This is a genomic window from Marivibrio halodurans (genome assembly GCF_017963645.1).
Lineage (GTDB): Bacteria > Pseudomonadota > Alphaproteobacteria > UBA8366 > Aestuariispiraceae > Marivibrio > Marivibrio halodurans.
Genome location: NZ_JAGMWN010000009.1, coordinates 112,574 through 131,302, shown reverse-complemented (window position 1 = coordinate 131,302; position 18,729 = coordinate 112,574). Strand labels below are relative to the sequence as shown.

Annotated in this window: 17 protein-coding genes and 1 pseudogene; 3 read left to right on the top strand and 15 right to left on the bottom strand. The window is 68.3% G+C overall.

From position 1 onward, the window contains the following. Positions 1–17: 17 nt before the first annotated feature. The 4 genes and pseudogenes from KAJ83_RS16615 to KAJ83_RS16600 all read right to left on the bottom strand — a co-directional run bounded on the left by KAJ83_RS16615 (position 18) and on the right by KAJ83_RS16600 (position 4,783). Positions 18–760 (bottom strand): annotated as a pseudogene (locus tag KAJ83_RS16615) (IS5 family transposase). A 99-nt stretch (positions 761–859) separates the two neighbouring features. Then, positions 860–1,201 carry a MarR family transcriptional regulator gene (locus KAJ83_RS16610; RefSeq protein ID WP_210683231.1) on the bottom strand — a complete coding sequence of 114 codons (342 nt, stop codon included), beginning with the start codon at positions 1,199–1,201 and terminating at the stop codon, positions 860–862. Between the two features lie 138 nt (positions 1,202–1,339). Further along, positions 1,340–2,722 (bottom strand): leucyl aminopeptidase family protein, encoded by a 1,383-nt coding sequence (locus tag KAJ83_RS16605; protein ID WP_210683230.1) that lies wholly within the window; start codon positions 2,720–2,722, stop codon positions 1,340–1,342. A 108-nt stretch (positions 2,723–2,830) separates the two neighbouring features. Further along, positions 2,831–4,783, bottom strand: a complete 1,953-nt coding sequence (locus KAJ83_RS16600; RefSeq protein WP_210683229.1) for an acetoacetate--CoA ligase — start codon at positions 4,781–4,783, stop codon at positions 2,831–2,833. A 169-nt stretch (positions 4,784–4,952) separates the two neighbouring features. On the opposite strand from KAJ83_RS16600, the gene KAJ83_RS16595 reads away from it, so the two are divergent. Continuing rightward, a complete protein-coding gene (locus KAJ83_RS16595; RefSeq protein ID WP_210683228.1) occupies positions 4,953–5,984 on the top strand; it encodes a DMT family transporter in 1,032 nt (343 codons plus the stop codon). A gap of 14 nt (positions 5,985–5,998) precedes the next feature. Here the strand turns inward: KAJ83_RS16595 and KAJ83_RS16590 are convergent, their stop codons facing one another. The 5 genes from KAJ83_RS16590 to KAJ83_RS16570 all read right to left on the bottom strand — a co-directional run bounded on the left by KAJ83_RS16590 (position 5,999) and on the right by KAJ83_RS16570 (position 10,055). Then, positions 5,999–7,219, bottom strand: coding sequence for a mandelate racemase/muconate lactonizing enzyme family protein (locus tag KAJ83_RS16590; RefSeq protein WP_210683227.1), 1,221 nt, complete (start codon positions 7,217–7,219; stop codon positions 5,999–6,001). 13 nt (positions 7,220–7,232) lie between these two features. After that, complete coding sequence (locus KAJ83_RS16585; protein ID WP_210683226.1) at positions 7,233–8,330, bottom strand: Zn-dependent alcohol dehydrogenase; 1,098 nt, start codon at positions 8,328–8,330, stop codon at positions 7,233–7,235. Between the two features lie 122 nt (positions 8,331–8,452). Continuing rightward, positions 8,453–9,496 carry a patatin-like phospholipase family protein gene (locus KAJ83_RS16580; protein WP_210683225.1) on the bottom strand — a complete coding sequence of 348 codons (1,044 nt, stop codon included), beginning with the start codon at positions 9,494–9,496 and terminating at the stop codon, positions 8,453–8,455. A gap of 98 nt (positions 9,497–9,594) precedes the next feature. Beyond that, positions 9,595–9,747, bottom strand: a complete 153-nt coding sequence (locus KAJ83_RS16575; protein ID WP_210683224.1) for a hypothetical protein — start codon at positions 9,745–9,747, stop codon at positions 9,595–9,597. After that, on the bottom strand, positions 9,744–10,055 hold the full coding sequence (locus tag KAJ83_RS16570; protein WP_210683223.1) for a hypothetical protein: 312 nt from the start codon (positions 10,053–10,055) through the stop codon (positions 9,744–9,746). Before KAJ83_RS16570 ends, KAJ83_RS16575 begins: the two co-directional genes overlap by 4 nt. A gap of 242 nt (positions 10,056–10,297) precedes the next feature. On the opposite strand from KAJ83_RS16570, the gene KAJ83_RS16565 reads away from it, so the two are divergent. After that, positions 10,298–10,825 (top strand): hypothetical protein, encoded by a 528-nt coding sequence (locus KAJ83_RS16565; protein ID WP_210683222.1) that lies wholly within the window; start codon positions 10,298–10,300, stop codon positions 10,823–10,825. 53 nt (positions 10,826–10,878) lie between these two features. Here the strand turns inward: KAJ83_RS16565 and KAJ83_RS16560 are convergent, their stop codons facing one another. The 3 genes from KAJ83_RS16560 to KAJ83_RS16550 are packed head-to-tail and all read right to left on the bottom strand — an operon-like array spanning position 10,879 to position 14,213. After that, positions 10,879–12,126 (bottom strand): class I SAM-dependent methyltransferase, encoded by a 1,248-nt coding sequence (locus KAJ83_RS16560; RefSeq protein WP_210683221.1) that lies wholly within the window; start codon positions 12,124–12,126, stop codon positions 10,879–10,881. Further along, positions 12,123–13,121 (bottom strand): NADPH:quinone oxidoreductase family protein, encoded by a 999-nt coding sequence (locus KAJ83_RS16555; protein WP_210683220.1) that lies wholly within the window; start codon positions 13,119–13,121, stop codon positions 12,123–12,125. Before KAJ83_RS16555 ends, KAJ83_RS16560 begins: the two co-directional genes overlap by 4 nt. Positions 13,122–13,169: 48 nt before the next feature. Then, positions 13,170–14,213 (bottom strand): asparaginase, encoded by a 1,044-nt coding sequence (locus KAJ83_RS16550; RefSeq protein ID WP_210683219.1) that lies wholly within the window; start codon positions 14,211–14,213, stop codon positions 13,170–13,172. 165 nt (positions 14,214–14,378) lie between these two features. Between KAJ83_RS16550 and KAJ83_RS16545 the strand changes: the two genes are divergently transcribed. Continuing rightward, positions 14,379–14,948, top strand: coding sequence for an RNA methyltransferase (locus KAJ83_RS16545; protein ID WP_210683218.1), 570 nt, complete (start codon positions 14,379–14,381; stop codon positions 14,946–14,948). Here the strand turns inward: KAJ83_RS16545 and KAJ83_RS16540 are convergent. From KAJ83_RS16540 to KAJ83_RS16530, 3 genes are read right to left on the bottom strand one after another with little or no spacing between them, the layout of a single operon-like run. Further along, positions 14,931–15,650, bottom strand: coding sequence for an LrgB family protein (locus KAJ83_RS16540; protein WP_210683238.1), 720 nt, complete (start codon positions 15,648–15,650; stop codon positions 14,931–14,933). The two genes, KAJ83_RS16545 and KAJ83_RS16540, sit on opposite strands and share 18 nt — an antisense overlap. Continuing rightward, positions 15,650–16,054 (bottom strand): CidA/LrgA family protein, encoded by a 405-nt coding sequence (locus KAJ83_RS16535; protein WP_210683217.1) that lies wholly within the window; start codon positions 16,052–16,054, stop codon positions 15,650–15,652. Before KAJ83_RS16535 ends, KAJ83_RS16540 begins: the two co-directional genes overlap by 1 nt. Continuing rightward, positions 16,051–18,519, bottom strand: coding sequence for a PAS domain-containing sensor histidine kinase (locus KAJ83_RS16530; protein ID WP_210683216.1), 2,469 nt, complete (start codon positions 18,517–18,519; stop codon positions 16,051–16,053). Before KAJ83_RS16530 ends, KAJ83_RS16535 begins: the two co-directional genes overlap by 4 nt. Positions 18,520–18,729: the final 210 nt, after the last annotated feature.

Below are 18,729 nucleotides of genomic sequence, written 5' to 3'. Positions count from 1 at the left end.
CTAGGCGGCGTCTGCATTTAGGAGAGCCATGCCATAGCGCATGCGATGTTCACGAAAGCTGTAAAGGAGCTGATGGTCTTTTCGCAGCGCAGGGCAATCCGTCGGAACCGTTTGATGCGATTGAAGAAACACTCCACGAGGTGTCTTTCTTTGTAGAGCGTCCAGTCGATCGGATGCCGGACGGCGCGCGTCGGGTTTTGCTTGATCTGAGCGGTGGCGCTTAGCTCCGTGGCGATGAAGTCCCGCAAATGATCGGCATCATAAGCCGCGTCCGCGATCACATGGGAGACGCCCTCCAGCCCCTCGATCAGTCCGCGCGCTTGCGGGCAGTCGCCCCATTGGCCGGGTGTGATCGTGAACCGGATCGGCAGGCCGAGCGCATCGACGCTGGCGTGGATCTTCGTGGTCAATCCGCCCTTGGAGCGGCCGAGCGCGTGAGCTTCAGCCCCCCTTTTTCGCCGCTGGCATCGGCGTGCGCTTTGCAGATCGTTGCATCCACCAGCACGTATTCGAAATCGGGGTCCTTGCGCAACGCCTTGAAAAGACTCTCCCAAACGCCGGCATGCGTCCAACGACGGAACCGCGAATGCACGCTGCGCCATTTGCCCAGCTCTGGAGGAAGATCACGCCACGGGGAGGCGCCGCGCGCCATCCAAAGAACGGCGTCGATGAAAAGTCGGTTGTCCGCTCCACTTCGACCCCGGTCGCCGGCCTTCCCGGGAACAAGCTGCTCAATACGAGCCCACTGCGCGTCGCTCAAAGTTCGTCTGCTCAAGATCGCCTCCTGTTTGCGACCTTGAATCAGTATTCGGGAAAGAAGGGAATCCCCTAAATGCAGACGCCGCCTAGAGCGGACCGGTCAGGCGGCGCGCCCGTATTTGGCGACGATATCGGCGAATTCGGTCAGGAAGACGGAGCCCTTCACCGTCCGCTGCAACAGGACGGAGCGCCGATCCTGATCGTCCGGTTTGCGGCGCACGAGGCCCAGTTCGGAAAGCCTATCGACCGCGCGGGTCACCGCCGGCTTCGCGACATTGAGCGCCTCCGCCAAGCCGCGCACGGTATGCGGCGGCTCCCCCAGATAGATCGTCAGCAGCACGGCCATCTGCCGGGCGGAGAGATCGGGCCCCTCCCGGCGCACGCTTTCCGCGATGGCGCCGTGCCAGAGGCTGAGGGCCTGATTGGATGTAAGCTCGATCATGGTCGGAGAATCGCCCCGGAAACCGCCTTGGTCATTTCGATAACGAGATAAAGCTAGGGTGATTCGAATCGGGGTGCAACGGGCATCGGGGCCCGTATCGTCACGCAACTGCATCCGAAGTTCGATGACGCGCCCGCCTCAGCCGTAGCGGCGGCGCAGCATCTCGAAGACGGCGCGGGGGCTCTGCGCCTCCCCGCCTTCCGGACGGCCGGGCTTGGTCTTGGTGTTCCAGGCCATCACGTCGATATGGAACCACGGAATGCCCGGATCGACGAAGCGGCGCAGGAAGAGGGCGGCCGTGATCGCCCCGCCATAGCCGCCGGGCGGCGCGTTGTTCAGATCGGCCACCTTGCTGTCCAACTGGCTGTCGTAGTCATCGACCAGCGGCATGCGCCACAACGGGTCGCGCACGGCCGCCGCGCAATCGGCCAGGGCATCCGCCAGGACGTCGTCGTTGCAGAACAGCGCCGGCACCTCCGTCCCCAGCGCCACGCGCGCGGCGCCGGTCAGGGTGGCGAAGTCCATCAGCATCTCCGGCTCCTCCTCGCAAGCGAGCGCCAGGGCGTCCGCCAGGACGAGGCGTCCTTCCGCGTCGGTATTGCCAATCTCCACCGTCAGCCCCTTGCGCGAGGGCAGGACGTCCATCGGCCGGAAGGCATCGCCGGAGACACTGTTCTCCACCGCCGGAATCAGCACGCGCAGCCGCACCGGAAGCTCCGCCGCCATCACCATCCGCGCCACGGCCAGCGCCTGCGCCGCGCCGCCCATGTCCTTCTTCATCATCAGCATGGCGCCCGACGGCTTGAGGTCGAGGCCGCCGGTATCGAAGCACACCCCCTTGCCGACGATGGTGATTTTCGGATCGCCCGCCCTGCCCCAGGTCAGATCGATCAGCCGCGGCGCGCGGGAGGAGGCGCGGCCGACCGCATGGATCATCGGAAAATTGTCCCGCAGCAGATCATCGCCGACGGTGATGTCGCACTGGCCCTTGAAGGCGCGGGCAAGGGCGCGGGCCTCGTTCGCCAACTCGCCCGGCCCCATGTCGCCGGCCGGCGTGTTGATCAGGTCGCGGGCAAGGTGGACGGCGCGCGCGATGCTATCGACCGCCGCCTTGTCCGCGCCGTCCGGCCAGACGAGTTCGCGGAGGCTCTCCTCGCTCTTCCGATAGCGGGTGAAGCGATAGCTGCCGAGCGCCCAGCCGAGCGCGGCCCCGGTCGGATCGACCGCCACCCCGTCCCCGGACAGCCGATAGCGCCCCTCCGGCAGGGCGGCCGCGGCCGCGCCCCAGGACCAGTGGTCCGTCGCGCCCTCGACGCCGAGCAGGGCCGCCTCCGGCTCGCCGCCCGCGCCGGGCAACAGCAGGACCGCGCCCGCCTTCGCCGTGAAGCCCGCGCGCGCGACCCAGGCATCGTGGGCGGCGCCGGCCCCCGCGCGCCAATCCGCCAGCGTCTTCTTGTCGAGGGGGACGAGCGCGAGCGTCTTCTTGTCGGCGCGCGCGGCGAAACACTCAAGATCGGCCATTCGGCACTCCCACGGCGATTATCCTTCGACCGCCGATGTAGCGCGCGCGGCCCGTCAAATCCAGCCGGTGCGAACTGCACGCCGTCGCGGACCGACCGCACGGACCCGTCAGGATCGCAGCGCCTCGATGTCGCGGTATTCCTCCAGCGCCTCCGGATTGGCCAGCGCTTCCTTGTTCTTGACCGGGCGGCCATGGACGATGTCGCGCACGGCCAGTTCCGTGATCTTGCCCGAGCGCGTGCGCGGAATGTCCTTAACCGCGATCACCTTGGCCGGCACGTGGCGCGGCGTGCAGTTGGCACGCACGCGCTTCTTGATGGCGTCGACCAGATCGTCCGTCAGCGCGTGCCCGCCGCGCATGCGCACGAACAGGACGACGCGCACGTCATTGTCCCATTTCTGACCGATGACGATGGATTCCAGCACCTCCTCGAAGCTTTCCACCTGACGGTAGATCTCGGCAGTGCCGATACGCACCCCGCCCGGATTGAGCGTCGCGTCGGAGCGGCCATAGACGATGATCCCGTCATGCGCCGTCAACTCGACGAAATCACCATGGGTCCAGATATTGGGGTAGGTCGCGAAATAGGCGTTGAAATAACGCTCGCCCGTCTCGTCGCCCCAGAAGCCGAGCGGCATGGAGGGGAAGGGCCTGGTGCAGACCAGTTCCCCCTGCTCCCCGCGTACGGGCTTGCCGTCGTCGTCGAACACCTCGACCGCCATGCCGAGGCACCGGCGCTGGATTTCCCCGCGATAGACCGGGCCGGTGGGATCGCCCGCCATGAAGCAGGCGAGCAGGTCGGTGCCCCCCGCGATGGAGGCAAGCTGCACATCCTGCTTGATCGCGTCGTAGACATAGTCGAACCCCTCCGGCGCCAACGGAGAGCCGGTGGAGCAGATCGCGCGCACGCTGGACAGGTCGTGCGTGTCCTTCGGCCGATAGCCGCCCTTGGAAAGCGCGTCGAGATATTTCGCCGAGGTACCGAAGAGCGTCCATTTCTCCGCATCGGCATAGTCGAACAGCACATTGCCGTCCGGCGCGAAGGGCGAGCCGTCATAGAGCATCAGCGTCGCCTCGGCCGCCAGCGCCGTCTGCAACCAGTTCCACATCATCCAGCCGCAGGTCGTGAAGTAGAAGACGCGGTCCCCCGGCTTCTCGTCGCAATGCAGCAGATGCTCCTTCAACTGATTGAGCAGCGTGCCGCCCGCGCCGTGCGTGATGCATTTCGGCGCCCCGGTCGTGCCGGAGGAATACATGATGAAGAGCGGCGCGTTGAAGTCCATGCGCTCATAATCGATCTCGCCCGCCGGATGGTCGACCACGAAATCGGCGAGCGTCACCGCCTTCGGCACGGCGGAGACGTCGGGCGCCGCCTCCAGCAACGGCAGGATCACCACCCGCTCCACCGACGGCAGTTCGGCCAGGATCTCGGCCAGCTTGCCGCGCGTGTCGTGGCTCTTGCCGTTATAGAAATAGCCGTCGCAGGCGAACAGCACCTTCGGCTCCGACTGGCCAAAGCGGTCGAGCACGCCCTGCTTGCCGAAATCGGGCGAGCAACTGGTCCAGATCGCGCCCACCGCGCTCGCCGCCAGCATGGCGACCGTCGTCTCCGGCATGTTGGGAACATAGCCGCCGACCCGGTCACCGGGCTTCACCCCGGCCGCCCGCAGCGCCTGGGAAAGGCGCGAGACCGCGTCGTGCAGCGCGTTCCAGCTCATCCGACGTTCGGCCTTGTCCTCCGCGCGGAAGACCAGCGCGTCCGTGTCGTCGCGACGGCGCAGCAGGTTCTCGGCGAAATTGAACTTCGCATCGGGGAAGAAGCGGGCGCCCGGCATCTTGTCGCCATCGACCAGCACGCGCTCGCCCCGGGTTTCCGCGATGATTCCGGCGAAATCCCAGAAGGCGACCCAGAAATCCTCCATGTGCTCGATCGACCAGGACCAGAGATCGCCATAGCCGGAAAGCGACAGCCCGTGCCTGTCGTTCACCTGCCGGATGAAGCGGGTCAGGTTGGCATTCTCGATACGGTCCTTGGATGGCGTCCAGAGCGGTTGGCTCATGGCGGGGCGTCTCCCGGATGTCTGGTGGGTCGTTTTCGCTCGGTCGGCAAAGCTGTTTCATCGCCAGGCGGGCTTGCGCGCCCAACCGCCTCGGGATAGCACGATGTCCGGGGTCCGCCAAGAAGCCGGCGGCGCCCCGCGACCGCATACCCATCGGGACGCTTTACAGGTGACATCGTCGAACGAGGCCGGAGAGCACGGCGGCAACGACCGAGGCGCGCATCATGCCCACCGGGCCCACCGCGCGCCCGACGCCGTGGAAAGCGCGCTGCCCGACTTCGCGCCGAAGCCTCGAAATCAGCCGATGCTGGGCGCCGCCCTGATGGCGACGGCGGCGATATTGTTCACCTGCCTGAACGGCGTCGTGCGCCATGTCTCCGACCTCGGCGTGCCGAGCCTGCAGATCGCCTTCCTGCGCAGCATCTTCGCACTCGCCGTCATGCTGCCGATCGTCGCGCCCACGGTCTTTCGCGAGGGGTGGCGCTGGCTCGCCACCGTCAAGCCGGGGCTGCATCTCGTCCGCGGGCTGGCGGCGACGACGGGCGTGATCGGCTGGATCACCGCGCTGGCCACGCTGCCCCTGTCGGAGGCGACGGCGATCACCTTCACCGCGCCGCTGTTCGCCACCATCGGCAGCGCCCTGATCCTGGGCGAGGTCGTGCGCCTGCGTCGGTGGAGCGCGGTATTGATCGGCTTCGTCGGCGTCATCGTCATCGTGCGGCCCGGCATGGTGCCGGTGGAGGGCGGGGCGCTCTGGGCCCTGATGGGCGCGGCCGGCATGGCGTGCGCCGTGCTCTCGGTCAAGGCGCTGACCCGCACGGAGCCGACGCAGCGCATCGTGCTCTACAACTCCGTGTTGCTCACCCTGTTCACGGCGGTGCCGGCGGCGCTCGTCTGGCAACCGATCGGGTGGGACATCTGGCTTCTGGGGCTCGCCATGGGCGGGATCGCGGCGGTCAGTCAGATGTTCCTCTCCAAGGCCTTCGAATGCGCCGACGCCTCCATCATCGCGCCCTTCGACTATAGCCGCCTGCCCTTCGCGGCGCTGCTGGGATGGGTCGCCTTCGGACAGGTGACGGACTGGATCACCTGGGCCGGCGCCGCGCTGATCGCCGGCGCCGCCTTCTATACCGCGCGCCGGGAACAGATGGTGGCGCGGGCCGCCCGGGAAGCATCCCTTAAGGCCGACAAAGAGCGGTAGGACACGGGGGCCGGTCACCCGCCGGCGAACAAGCCGTCGCGGGCGGGATCGAAGGGCTGGGGCTGCATCTCCAGATGCAGCCGTTCGCCCTCATAGGGGTGGGCACGGGCGACATCCTCGTTCAATTCAACGCCGAGGCCGGGGGCGTCCGGCGGGATGACATGGCCGTCCTCCCAGCGGATCGGGGTCTTCAGGATATCGGCGTGGAAGCCGTCCCATTTGCCGATCCCCTCCAGGATCAGGAAATTCGGGCTCGCCGCCGCGATCTGGATGTTCGCGGCCCCCACGATCGGCCCGCAATAGAGATGCGGGGCGATCTGGGCGGCATAGGCCTCGGCCATGCCGGCGATCTTCTTGGCCTCCAGGATGCCGCCGACGCGGCCCAGATTCATCTGCAGGATATTGGCGGCGCCGCTGCGCAGCACGCGCGCGAATTCCCATTTGGTGGTCAGGCGCTCCCCCGTCGCGACGGGAATCCTGGTGGCGGCGGCGACGGCGCCCATATGCTCCGGCATCTCGGGGCTGATCGGCTCCTCGAACCAAAGCGGATCATAAGGCTCCAGCCGCCGGGCGAGGCGCTTCGCGCCGGAGGGGGTGAACTGCCCGTGCGTGCCGAACAGCAGGTCGGCCTTGTCGCCGACGGCCGCGCGCACCTTGGCGCAGAACGCCTCGGAGCGGTCCAGGATCGCCATGTCCGGCTGGTGCGGCCCGAACTGGGTATAGGGGCCGGCGGGATCGAACTTGAGGGCGGTGAAACCCTCCGCCACCAGTTCCGCCGCGCGGGCCGCCGAGGCGTCCGGATCGGCATAGAAGGTCGCCGGGTCCTCCGCCGGCCCGGGATAGAGATAGGTGTAGCCGCGCAAGCGGCGATGCACCGTGCCGCCGATCAGTTCACGCACCGGCCGGTCCAGCGCCTTGCCGACGATATCCCAGCAGGCCATCTCCAGCCCGCTCGCCACGCCCATCATGGAGGGGTCGGGGCGCTGGCTGAAGCCGCTGCCGTGGCAGGCGCGGAAGAAGCGCTCGGTCTCGAACGGGCTGTGATCCTGGAGGTGGCGCGCGAAGACGTCCTCGATCATCGCGACCAGCGCCTTCGGGCCGAAACTCGCGGCATAGACCTCGCCATAGCCGACGGTGCCGTCGTCGGCCGTCAGTTTCACGAACAGGAAATACCGCCCGCCGAAGCCCGGCGGCGGATTGCCGACGACGAAGGTTTCCAGATCCTGGATCCGCATGCGCCCCTCCCGTTCAGTCGAAGACGATCACGTTGCGCAACACGCGGCCGGCGCGCACCTCCGCGATGGCCTCGTTGATCCGTGCCAGCGGATAGCGGTTGGAGATCAACTCGTCGAGCTTGAGGCGCCCCGCGCGATATTGCGCCACCAGCGCCGGGATATCGACGGCGACGCGCGCCTCCCCCATCTTGGAACCGAGAATGCGCTGGGAATAGGCGGCGAGCGTGCCCGGATCGATTTCCGCGAACACGCCGGACGGCGGCATGCCGACCAGCACCACCGCCCCGGTCTTGCCGATGAGGCGCATCGCCTGGTCGATCGCCGGCTTCACCCCGACGGTGACGAAGGCGTAATCCACCCCGCGCCCGCCGGTCAGCGCGCGCACCTGCTCCACCGCATCCTTCGCGGCGGCGTCGATGGCGGCGCCCGCGCCGAAACGCAGCGCCGCCGCGCGCTTCTCCTCGACCGTGTCGAGGGCGATCACCGCCGACGCGCCGGAGAGCGCCGCTCCCTGCACCGTGTTGAGGCCGACACCACCGCAGCCGATGACGGCCGTCGTCTCGCCCGGACGCAAGCGCGCGGTGTTGGTGACCGCGCCATAGCCGGTGATCACCCCGCAGGCCAGCAGGCTGGCGCTGTCCAGCGGCACGTCGTCGGGGATCACGACCGCCTGGCTGGCATCGACCGTCACATATTCCGCGAACCCGCCCGTGCGCAGGCCGTGGATAAGGGCCTCCTCCCCCGCCGCGCCGCCATGCAGCGGCGTCTCCCGGTCGAGGGGGAATTCCGTCTCGCAGGCCGTGTGCCGGCCCTGGCCGCAGTAATGGCAATGGCCGCAGGACCGGATCAGCGTCACCACCGCATGGTCGCCGGGCCTCAACCGCTCGACACCGTCGCCGACCGCCTCGACGATCCCGGCGGCCTCGTGCCCGTAGACGGCCGGCAGATCGCCACCCCACGCGCCTTCCGCGAACAGGATGTCGGAATGGCAGATGGCGCAGGCCTTCAACCTGACCAGGACCTCCCCCGGCCCGGGGTCGGCCAGGCGCACCCGCTCGATCGTGAGCGGCTCTCCGAAAGCCCGGCAGACGGCGGCGTCGATCTCGCGCATGGGCGGTTGTCTCCCCTGGAAAACGGCCTGTGAAAGGGGTCGCCGATTTCCGCTCGGCGCGCAACAGAAAGCGCATCGGCCGGGCTCGAAAGTCTCATCCCATCGATGCGTTCGACCGCTCCTCAGAGATCGGCCGTCCCGTCGATGATGTCGCGCAGGGGAATGGTGGTCCGCGCGCCGATATCGTCGAAATGCGCCGCCAGCCAGCTTCTGGCGGCGGCGCGTCCGGCGTCGCGCAGATGGACGAGGAAATCCCATTCCGCGTTCAGCTTCGACGACGCGCCGAGCGGGGCCAGCGCCGTCTGGTCGCCGATCATGTGCAGCAGCACATGCTTGTAGCTCGCTGGATCGAGCTTCTCCTGCCGCAATAGCCGGGCGACGAATTCGATCGACCGAAATTCCCGCAACAAGCTGGCGTTGAAGGTGATCTCGTTGAGCCGTTCCTGAATCTCGCGCGCCGTGCGGGGCACCCGGTCGCGCGCGATCGGATTGATCTGCACGATCAGGATGTCGTCCGTGTAGCAGGACCGGAAGAAGGGAAAGAGCGCCGGATTGCCCATGTACCCGCCGTCCCAATAGGCTTCCCCGCCGATCTCCACGGCCTGGAACAGGAAGGGCAGGCAGGCGCTCGCCAGCACATGGGAGGCCGTGATCTCGTGCCGTTCGAACAACTCGATCCGTCCGCTGCGCACATTGGTCGCGGACAGGAAAAGCCGCAGCCCCTGGCAGCGTGCCACCCGGTCGAAATCGACCCCATCCTCCAGGATGGGCTTCAACGGGTTGAGGTCGAGCGGATTGAACATATAGGGCGAGGCGATCCGCCCCATCAGGTCGAACAGCGCGAAGCCCGGAGAATGGTCGAGCGTCCAGTCCCCCATCACCCGGTCGAGCAGCGTGCGCTGGATCGGACTGAAGCGCGCCGCGTCCGCGACCGCCCGCCAGAATTGGTCGAGCCCGTCGCGCGCCCGGTCGCGGTCGACCTTGCGCTGGCCGTCGGCCAACCCATCGGCCAGCACGACCGCGTTCATCGCGCCGGCCGAGGTGCCGGAGACGGCCTCGATCTCGATCCGCCCGTCCTTGAGGATTTCGTCCAGCACGCCCCAGGTGAAGGCCCCGTGGGACCCGCCGCCCTGCAGCGCGAGACAGACCGCCTTGCGCGTGCTCATCGCTCGCCCTCGCCCTTCATCGGAATCCGACGAAGTTCAACCCGTCCGGACGGGTCGGGGCAAGTGAAACCCTGGCTGGTGGAAAAATGACGCGCCGGTCAGCCGGCCCGGAAAGCGGCCGGGCGGGGCATGGCGGCGAGCAGCGCGCGCAACCAGGCGAGCGGCCGCCAGCGCGCGACCTCGTCCTCGATCTCGCCGAAGGCGTTCTCGACCCAATCTACGGCTTCCTGGACTTCCCAATGCTCGGTCATGCCCGCGCCCCCTTTTCGGCGCCCCGGGGCTCCGAGACCACGGTGACGAGCCGGTCCGTCGGCCGGGCGGCCGATGTTTCGGCCAGGGCGAGACGCAGCAAACGCGCCGTCTCCGCGTCCGGCGCCTCGATCGTCGCGGCGCTGCCCGTCGTCATGGCGCGCAGCACGGCCAGCCCCACCCGGTCGATGACGAATTTCAGCAGGTCGATTTGCTGGCGCTCCCCGCTCTCGCGCTCCAGCCCGTCGAGGAGCCGGGCGAAGGGGTCGCTGCTCAGCGCGTCGGAAGTGTCGGCGGCGATATCGGCCATTATCCAGATCGGTCCCTTGACTGCGCGGCGCCGGCCTAGAATGGACGCGACGCCGACGTTAGCGGATAGGTTTAGAGGCGCCATGTGACAGCACGACGACGCTTCGCTTACGGTTGCGAGAAATCGCGCGCCTCCGGGAACGCCCGCGAGCCGCGGCGCGGGCTGGAGACAACCGCCCCCACCTGCTATAGCCCGGCGTGCGCAGTCTCCCAAAAGCAGTCTCCCAAACGAGGATTCCGGCGATGGCCGATACGCACACCGATCTCCATCTCGACGTCTGGCAGTTCGTCCGCCTCATGGTGCAGATGGAGGAAACGCTGGAACGCGCGGGCTTCTCCCCTCGCTCCGGCAAGGGTGGGGGCGGGGCGCTCAAGGCCCTCTACGATCTGTGGGAGGATCTTTGGGTCGATCTCGACGCCCAACTCGTCGATCTCGGCCGGCGCGACCCGGACGCCTTCGCCGACCTGATGATGGACCAGGAGGTGGTGCTGGAGAACCCGCCCGCCGGCGCGCGCGGGCTGGTCGCCGACGAATTGTCCAAGGTGGTGGATGCGCTTAAGCGCCAGCTCGCCCACACCGAGGACCCCGCCCAGGTCGAGGATCTGAGCTTCGAACGCGACGAGCTGGTCGAGACCATCCGCCAGCTTCGCCCGCATAAGGGCGGCGGGAAGAATGCGGGCGGGACGAGCGGCGCCAAGGGCCCCAAGCCGCCGCGCCCCTTCAAGAAATCGGCCGCGAAGAAACCCAGCGGCCGCCGCCAGCCGAAATAACGGCCCGTCCCAATTCGTCGGCCCTGTTTGTCGGCCCTATCTCCCTCGACCGTCTACCGCCGCAGGAACAGCTTGGAGAAACCGTTCAACGGCTGGAACACCGCCTCGAAGCGCCGCTTGAAGGTGGCCTTGTCGGGACGGTCGGGAAGCTGCTTACGGATCTTCTCCAATCCGCGCTTGCCGTCGATGGCGCGCAGCAGCGGGGCGGCCTCCCCCGGCAATGGCAGGTGAAGCGACAGGCCGTCGATCGTGATCGGCAGGCTGGGCGCGCCCTCCGGCATGGCGTGGAAGGTCCGCATCGTGGCCGCGTCGCGGAACACCGGCACGGCCTCCGGCGTCATGCGGGCCCGGGGGTCGTCCGGGCGGTCGGCGCGCACGGCATAGGCGATGTGCTTTCGCATATTGCCGGCGAGCGCCTCGGCCAGCGCGGCGCGCCCGGCCGGGGGCAGCGCCGCCGCGCGGTCCCGCGCCTGCCCTTCCGGGAGATAGAGCGCGGGGTCGTAGCGCAGCGGATCGATCCAGCACACATGCCGCAGTCCCGCCCCCTCCATCTCCGCCATCAGGGTATCGGCGCGATAGGCCCGGTCGCTGGAATGAAGCAGCAGATCGAAGAGCCCGGCATCCGAATCGAGATGATCCTTGATCAGGGGATTACAGCGCAGCCGGTTGGTCTCCGGCAGATGGTCCAGCACGGCGCGCGCGGCCGCCGCCCGGTCGACCGGCGCGGCATCCCCTGGGATCAGGGCGCGCAGGGCCTCCTGCATCTCGTAGACGCCGGTGCGCCCGAATTCGCCATAGACCATCAGACCGAGACCGCCGCGCGGCTTCAACGCCTCGGCCAAGGCACGGAAGCCCGCCGACGGCTCGCTCAGATGATGCAGCACGCCACAGCAATCGATGTAGTCGAAGCCCCCCTCGGCGGCCGCGATCTCCGGCGCTTCCAGCAGGGATCGCCGCATGAAGCGCACGCGTGCCTCCAGGCCCCGCGCTTCGATCCGGGCACGCGCGATCGCGATCGAGGCTTCGGAAAGGTCGAGCGCCGTGATCTCCACATCAAGCCCGGCATCCGCCGTCTGCTGCGCCAGCATGGTGAGCGCATCGCCCGTACCGCACCCCGCGACCAGGATGCGCAAGGTCCCGCCGGGCGGACGCCCGGCGAAGAGGTGATGCACCACCTCCGGCCAATGGCTGGGGGAGCCGGTGACGAGTCGCCGCGCCTCCTCCGCCGGGTCGCGGTCGGGATAGGGCAGCGCCTCGTACTGCCGGCGCAGGGCGTCCAACGGATCGTCGCTCTGGGTCATCGGATATCCGCGATATCGATCAGGATCTTGCCGGCGGCCTGCCGGCTTTCAAGCAGGCGATAGCCCTCCGCCGCCTCGGCGAGCGGGAAGCGCGCCCCGATATGGGGCGAAAGGCCATCCGCCTCGATCACCCCATGCAGCGCGCGAAAGGATTCGCGATGAATATTCGGGTCGCGCGCGGCATAGGCGCCCCAGTAGAAACCGACGACGTCGATATTCTTCACCAGCAGCAGATTGGCGGGAATCTTCTGGATATCGCCCGCGGCGAAGCCGATGACGATCAACCGCGCCTCGAACCCGACGCAGCGCATCGCGGTCTCGAACAGGGCGCCGCCGACCGGATCGAACAGCACATCGCATCCGGTCCTGCCGTGATCCGCCGCGATCGCCTTCACCCGCGCGCGCAGGTCCTCCCGCTCGTAATCGATCGTGAAGGCGGCGCCGTATCGTTCCGCCACCGCCAGCTTCTCCGGACCGGAGGCGGCCGCGATCACCGTCGCGCCCAGCGCCCTGCCCAGCGCCACGGCGGCGAGCCCGACGCCCCCGCCGGCACCAGTCACCAACAACAACTCCCCCGCGCGAAGCCGGGCGCGATGGGTCAGCGCCACATGCGCCGTGCCGAAGGCCACCGGCAGGGCCGCCGCCGTGGCGAGGTCCCGGTCGGGCGGCAGGTTGAGGCAGGCATGATCCTTGACGATCGCCCGCTCGGCGAAGGCACCGTGTCCGGCATGGGCCGCCACCCGGTCGCCGACGAAGACGCCGTCGACCTTCGGGCCGACCGCCGCGACGACGCCGGATAACTCCAACCCGGCGGTGAAGGGCGGGGCCGGCATCTCCTGATAGCGCCCCTGAAGCATCAACAGATCGGCGAAATTCAGCGCCCCGGCGGCGACATCGATCAGCACCTCGCCCTCGCCCGGCTCACCCGGCGGCGCGATCTCGTCGAGGGCGAGGCTTGAAAGCCCCTCCGTTCCCGTGACCCGCAGCGCGCGCATTCCCGATCCGTCTCCCACGCCTTACCGATCTCGATTTCAGTTCATGCTCTAGAAGGCGAGCCAGCCATGCGCCGGGCGGATGGTGCCGACGGCGGTGCCGCGCCGGTTCTCGATCCCGATCTCGATGAAGCGGCGCACCGTCTCGTCCGGCACATCATCCAGCACGCCGACGGTGCGCAGGATATTGACCAGCATGACCTCCGCCGCGCGGCCGGCGCCGTCGTCGCATTTCAACGCGACGCCGAGGCCATATTCCGGCACGGCGGCGCAGAAGACACCCTCCGCCCCCGTCTTGACGAAGACGCGGGGGGCCGTCGCGGTCATGAAATCGGTGCAGAAACGATCCGTGCCGGCCACCATGAAAGGTTCCCGGAAACAGGCGGCGATCAGGCGCCGGGCGGCCTCCGCGCGGTCGTCCGGCAGGTCCTCTCCGGTGCACAGACGCGCGAAGGCGAAGGCGAGATTCTCCAACGGAATAGCCCAAGTCGGAACCGAGCAACCGTCGATCCCGACCGCCGCGCGCCCGAGGTCCAGACCCGTCAGCATCTCCATCGTGCCCATGACGCGTTGCTGCACGGGATGGCGTTGATCGGTATAACCCTTGGTCTCGACCCCCAGGTGGCGGGCGAGCGCCAGCATCCCCGCATGCTTGCCGGAACAGTTGTTGTGCCGCTGGTCCGGCGCCCGCCCCTGAACGGCGAGGGCATGGGCGTCGGCCTCGCTATAGGGCCAGTGACCGCCGCATTCCAGGGCGCTTTCGTCCAGTCCGACGGCGGTCAGCATGCCGGTCACGGTCTCGACGTGAAGCGCCTCCCCGTTATGGGAAGCACACGCGATCGCGAGTTCCCGCGCGCCGAAGCCGAAGGCGTCCGCCGCCCCCGTCTCGACCAGCGGCAGGGCCTGAATCGCCTTGATCGCGGAACGTGGGAAAACCGGGCGCTGGATGTCGCCCCAGGCGGCCTGGATATGGCCGCGCGCATCGACGATCGCCGCCGCGCCGCGATGGCGGCTTTCCACGATGCCGCCCCGGGTGACCTCCACGGTCAGCGGATTGATCCCGTCCGGGCCGGTTGCCTCGCTGTCATGCGGCATCTTGAGTGTTCCTCGATGGGGTGGGCGCGTGCCGCGCCCCTCCCGGTTGGACCTTGCCTCCTGGGCGGAGGCGTTGCAAGAACGGGCCGTGACGCCTTTCCGAAGGCGCCTCATGCGGGGGCCGGGGAAGCGGACACGGCGGAATTCATGTCGAGGCGAGAAGCGATGCGGGGATATTTCGGCGTTGGGGTGGAGCGTCTGTCCAAGCCACGCAACGCGGGCGCGATCTTCCGCACGGCCCATGCTTTCGGCGCGCATTTCCTCTTCGGAATCGGGGCGGATGTCAATCTCGCCCAAATCCGCAAGACCGATACCGCCGACACCGCCGGCAGCATTCCGCTGTGGGAGGTGTCGGAACCCGCCGCCCTGGACCTGCCGCGCGGCTGCCAATTGGTCGGGATAGAACTGACCGAGGACGCGGTTCCTCTGCCGAGCTTCCGCCACCCGGCGCGCGCGGCCTATGTGCTGGGGAGCGAGCGCAGTTCCCTCACGCCGGAGCTGCTGGCCCGATGCCATCACGTGGTGCGGATTCCGACCGCCTTCAGCCTCAACGTCAATGTGGCGCTGGCGCTCGTGCTCTATGACCGGATGTTGAGCCGGGGCCGCTTCGCCGAGCGGCCCGTCGCCGCGGGCGGTCCGACCGCGCCGCCGGCGGCCCATGTCCATGGCGGCGTCTTCTCGCGCGAGGGACGCAAGGACAGCCCTCCGTCCGGGACCTCAGCCGGGCAGGAGTAGCGTCAGCAACGGCACGAGCAACGCCGTCACCATGCCGTTCAACCCCATCGCGATCGCGGCGAAGACACCCGCGATCTGATTGACCTGGAACGCCCGCGCCGTGCCGAGCCCATGGGCCGCGATACCGACGGCGAAGCCCCGCGCCCGCCAATCGCGCAAACCCAGGCCGTTGAGCAGCGGCGTGACGCAGACCGCGCCCACGATGCCCGTCACCACCACCATGCTGGCGGTAAGCGAGGGCAGACCGCCGATCGCCTCCGCGATGCCCATGGCGATGGGCGAGGTGACCGACTTCGGCGCCAACGACAACAGGGTCACCGGGCCGACGCCGATCGCGTAGGCGACCGCCACGGCCGAGCCCACCGCCGTCACCGACCCCGCGATCAGGGCCGCCAGCATCGGGATAAGGGCGGCCCGGACACGGGGCAGGTTACGGATCAACGGCAGGGCGAGCGCCACCGTCGCCGGCCCCAACATGAAATGAACGAACTGCGCGCCGTCGAAATAGGTCTGGTAATCCGTGCCGGTGACCAGCAACAGGGCGATCAGCAGCGCGGCCGCGATCGCGACCGGATTGACGATCGGGCTGGCCCCGCTGCGCTCGAAGCACCAATGGCCGATGCCATAGGCGATGAGGGTCATGGTCAGCCAGAAAAGCGGGGTCTCGGAGAGGTAGACCCAGATATCGGCGGGCGCGGCCATCACGACCCGCCCCCACCCTTCAACTCGTCGCCGGTGGCGCGATGATCGGTCAGCCGCGCGACCGCCACGAAGGTGAAGGCGCCGACCGCGATCGCCGCCACAGTACTGACCACCAGCGCGAGGCCGATGGCGACCCATTCGCGTTCCAACCGGTCGATATGCTGCACCAGCCCGACACTGGCCGGAACGAACAGCAGGGAAAGATGCTTGAGCATGCCGTCCGCCGTCTCGCCCAGCCAATCGGGCACCGGCGCCGCATCCGGTTTCAATCGACCGCGCGCCAGCAACACCGCCAGCAGGAGCGCCATGCCCAGCACCGGCCCCGGCACGGGCAATTGCAACGCGCGGGCCGCCGTCTCGCCCACGAGTTGAAAGGCCAGGAAAAGGGTAAGCGCCTTTATCACGTGTGATCGTCCGGGCCCGAATTCACATTGGCGGCGACCGGCGCGCTCCCCCGCGTGGCGCGGGCGATCGACCGGGGGGCCGGCCGGCCCGCCCCGGCCGGCGGCTGGTCGTCACGGCTCCGGGCCGCGCTCCCTCGCCCCTTCCCCGGGCCTTCGTCGTCGACGCCTCTCGTCGGCAACAGCATCGTGATGCGCCCGACCTCGTCCTCGGTCGCCATCTCGACGGTCAGGACGCCGCCATGAAGTTCGATGATATTCTTGCACAGGGCCAACCCAACCCCCGCTCCGGTCATGCGGCCGGCGGGTTCCTGACGGGCGCCGCTCGGCTCGAAGAGGCCGTCGCTCGCGACCAGCCCGTGCCCGGGGTCCGTTATCGTGATACGCGCCGCGTCCTCGCCCTCCTCGCTTCCCCCGCTAACCGCGACATGGGCGCCCGCGGGCGTGTAGGCGATGGCGCTGGAAAGCACCCGGCCGATCGCCTGACGCAGCCGCCGCTCGTCCCCCACGACCGTGCCGAGCGATCCGTCGACATGATAGTCCAGGATGACCCCACGCCGCTCGACATCGCCGCTCGCCCCGGAGACGGTCTCGTCCAACAGGGAACGGAGCGCCGCCGGACGCCGTTCGATCGCGAGATAACCCGCCTGAAGCGCCGCGAGATCGAGGACGTCGTTGATCAGCCCCGCCAAATCCTGACTGGCGGCATGGATATGGCCGACCTGCTCGCGCTGACGGTCGTTGAGCGGACCGAAGAGCTCTTCCCGGAGCAATTCGGTGAAGCCCAGGATCGCGTTCAAGGGGGACCGCAGTTCGTAGGAGATCGAGGAAATGAATTGGGATTTCAGTAGATCCGCGTTCTCCAGCGCCGCATTGCGTTCCTTCAGCGCGCGCTCGACCCTGACCGTGTCGGTGACATCGAAATAAAGCAGCAGGCATTGCCCGTCGGGCAGGGGGACATAGGCGAAATCGATGGTGCGCCCATCCTTCGTGTCCATCCGACCCTGACGCGCCTTAGGCTCGCTCACCGCCAGGACGATCCGCGATTTCTCACGCTCCCAATCCCCGACATCCGGCAATTGCATGCGCGAGGCGTCGGCGATCTCACCGACATGCGGTTGCCGGGCGAGCCACGCCGGTTCGAGAGAGAAAAGCCGCGCGAAGGCGTCGTTGAAAAGCCGCAGACGACCGTCCGTGCCGAAGACGGCCACCCCCTCGTAAAGCGAATCGAGGGTCAGACGCTGAACCGCCGTCAAGGTGTTGTGGGAGCGCTCCAGCGCCACGCGGTCGGTGACGTCCTCATAGACGAAGAGCAGCCCGCCCTGCGGATGCGGGGAAACGGAGAGCCGCACCGTGCGCTCGTCCGGCAGATGCAGCAGTTCCTCCTGCGGTTCGATCAGGGATGTGAAGAGCCGGTCGCGCTGACGCTTGAAGGCGGGGAAGTCGACCATCTCCGGCAGCACGCGCCGCTCGCGCTTCATCTCCAGCACCTCGCCCAGCAAGGGTGACTGATCCAGCCGGTCCGGCGGCAATCCCCACATGGAAACGAAGGCGGAATTATAGAAGGTCATGCGCCGGTCGGCGGCATAGATCGCGATCGCGGCGCCGAGACGCTCCAGCACCTCGCCATGGGCGGCGATATGCTCGCCCAGTGTTTCCTGCATCGCCTCGATCGCGCTGACGTCGCGGGCATAACCGACGAGCCCGCCCGGGTCCTGGGAGTTGGGCGATTCCGTCAGATCGATCAGTCGCCGCTCACCGCCGCTGACCACATGGAGGCTCTCGCTCTGGGCGACACCGGTGCGCGCGGCACGGCGCGCCAGATCGACCCCGCGCGCGCCGCCGAGTTCGATCGCCTCGGCGAGAACCCGATGCGGGTCGGTTTCCATCAACGCGGCATAGGCGCGATTGCATCCGGCGAGCAACGGGTCCGCCGCCGGATCACGCCACCAGACGGGCCAGGGCAACGCATCGATCACGCCGGTCCGGGCCCGAAGGCGGCTCGTTACCGACTCGACCTCGGCCGTGAGGCGGGCGGTTTCCGCCCAATCGACGAACCAGATGACGCTATCGTCGGCGACACGCCGTCCGGTCAGATGAAAATGACGCGATCCGTCGGCGGTCGCGACCCGGCGCTCGAACGGGCGTCCCTCGCCCAGCAGGGCGTCGATATCCTCGGAAAGCGTCCGTCGATCCGTCGGCTCGATCAGGGCCAGGACGACCGCCGGCGCGGCATCGCCCCCCTCGGCCAAGCCCAGAAGCGCGGCGGCGCCCGGGTTCATCCATCGCCGCCCACGCGGACCGTCGAGATACCAGAGGCCGACCGGCGCGCTTTCGACAAGTCTGGCCGCGGCGGCGCGTTCGCGCGCGGCGGCCTGCCGGGCGCTCAACCGCAAGGCGGCGGCCCCCGCCATCGCGCCGGCGAGCGCGGAGGCGAGCGCGACAGCGGCGACGCCGACTGGCTCCATCGCAATTCTCCTCCCCTCGGCCCAGCACCGATAACCGACCCACCCCGACCGGTCCGACCGCGACAACCGCGCGTCATCCCCCGCGCATTCCCCCGGCACCCCCCGGCATTCCCCCCCGGGCGATCAGGGGGCGATCGGGCGGACGATCGGGACAATGGTACGAAAGCATCGCGCCCCTTGTACAGCGGGACGAAGCGAATCGCGAACAGC

Coding starts and splice junctions, on each gene's coding strand:
- KAJ83_RS16610 (WP_210683231.1), bottom strand. CDS start 1,201: ATGATCGAGCTTACATCCAATCAGGCCCTCAGCCTCTGGCACGGCGCC.
- KAJ83_RS16605 (WP_210683230.1), bottom strand. CDS start 2,722: ATGGCCGATCTTGAGTGTTTCGCCGCGCGCGCCGACAAGAAGACGCTC.
- KAJ83_RS16600 (WP_210683229.1), bottom strand. CDS start 4,783: ATGAGCCAACCGCTCTGGACGCCATCCAAGGACCGTATCGAGAATGCC.
- KAJ83_RS16590 (WP_210683227.1), bottom strand. CDS start 7,219: ATGCGGATCCAGGATCTGGAAACCTTCGTCGTCGGCAATCCGCCGCCG.
- KAJ83_RS16585 (WP_210683226.1), bottom strand. CDS start 8,330: ATGCGCGAGATCGACGCCGCCGTCTGCCGGGCTTTCGGAGAGCCGCTC.
- KAJ83_RS16580 (WP_210683225.1), bottom strand. CDS start 9,496: ATGAGCACGCGCAAGGCGGTCTGTCTCGCGCTGCAGGGCGGCGGGTCC.
- KAJ83_RS16575 (WP_210683224.1), bottom strand. CDS start 9,747: ATGACCGAGCATTGGGAAGTCCAGGAAGCCGTAGATTGGGTCGAGAAC.
- KAJ83_RS16570 (WP_210683223.1), bottom strand. CDS start 10,055: ATGGCCGATATCGCCGCCGACACTTCCGACGCGCTGAGCAGCGACCCC.
- KAJ83_RS16565 (WP_210683222.1), top strand. CDS start 10,298: ATGGCCGATACGCACACCGATCTCCATCTCGACGTCTGGCAGTTCGTC.
- KAJ83_RS16560 (WP_210683221.1), bottom strand. CDS start 12,126: ATGACCCAGAGCGACGATCCGTTGGACGCCCTGCGCCGGCAGTACGAG.
- KAJ83_RS16555 (WP_210683220.1), bottom strand. CDS start 13,121: ATGCGCGCGCTGCGGGTCACGGGAACGGAGGGGCTTTCAAGCCTCGCC.
- KAJ83_RS16550 (WP_210683219.1), bottom strand. CDS start 14,213: ATGCCGCATGACAGCGAGGCAACCGGCCCGGACGGGATCAATCCGCTG.
- KAJ83_RS16545 (WP_210683218.1), top strand. CDS start 14,379: ATGCGGGGATATTTCGGCGTTGGGGTGGAGCGTCTGTCCAAGCCACGC.
- KAJ83_RS16540 (WP_210683238.1), bottom strand. CDS start 15,650: ATGGCCGCGCCCGCCGATATCTGGGTCTACCTCTCCGAGACCCCGCTT.
- KAJ83_RS16530 (WP_210683216.1), bottom strand. CDS start 18,519: ATGGAGCCAGTCGGCGTCGCCGCTGTCGCGCTCGCCTCCGCGCTCGCC.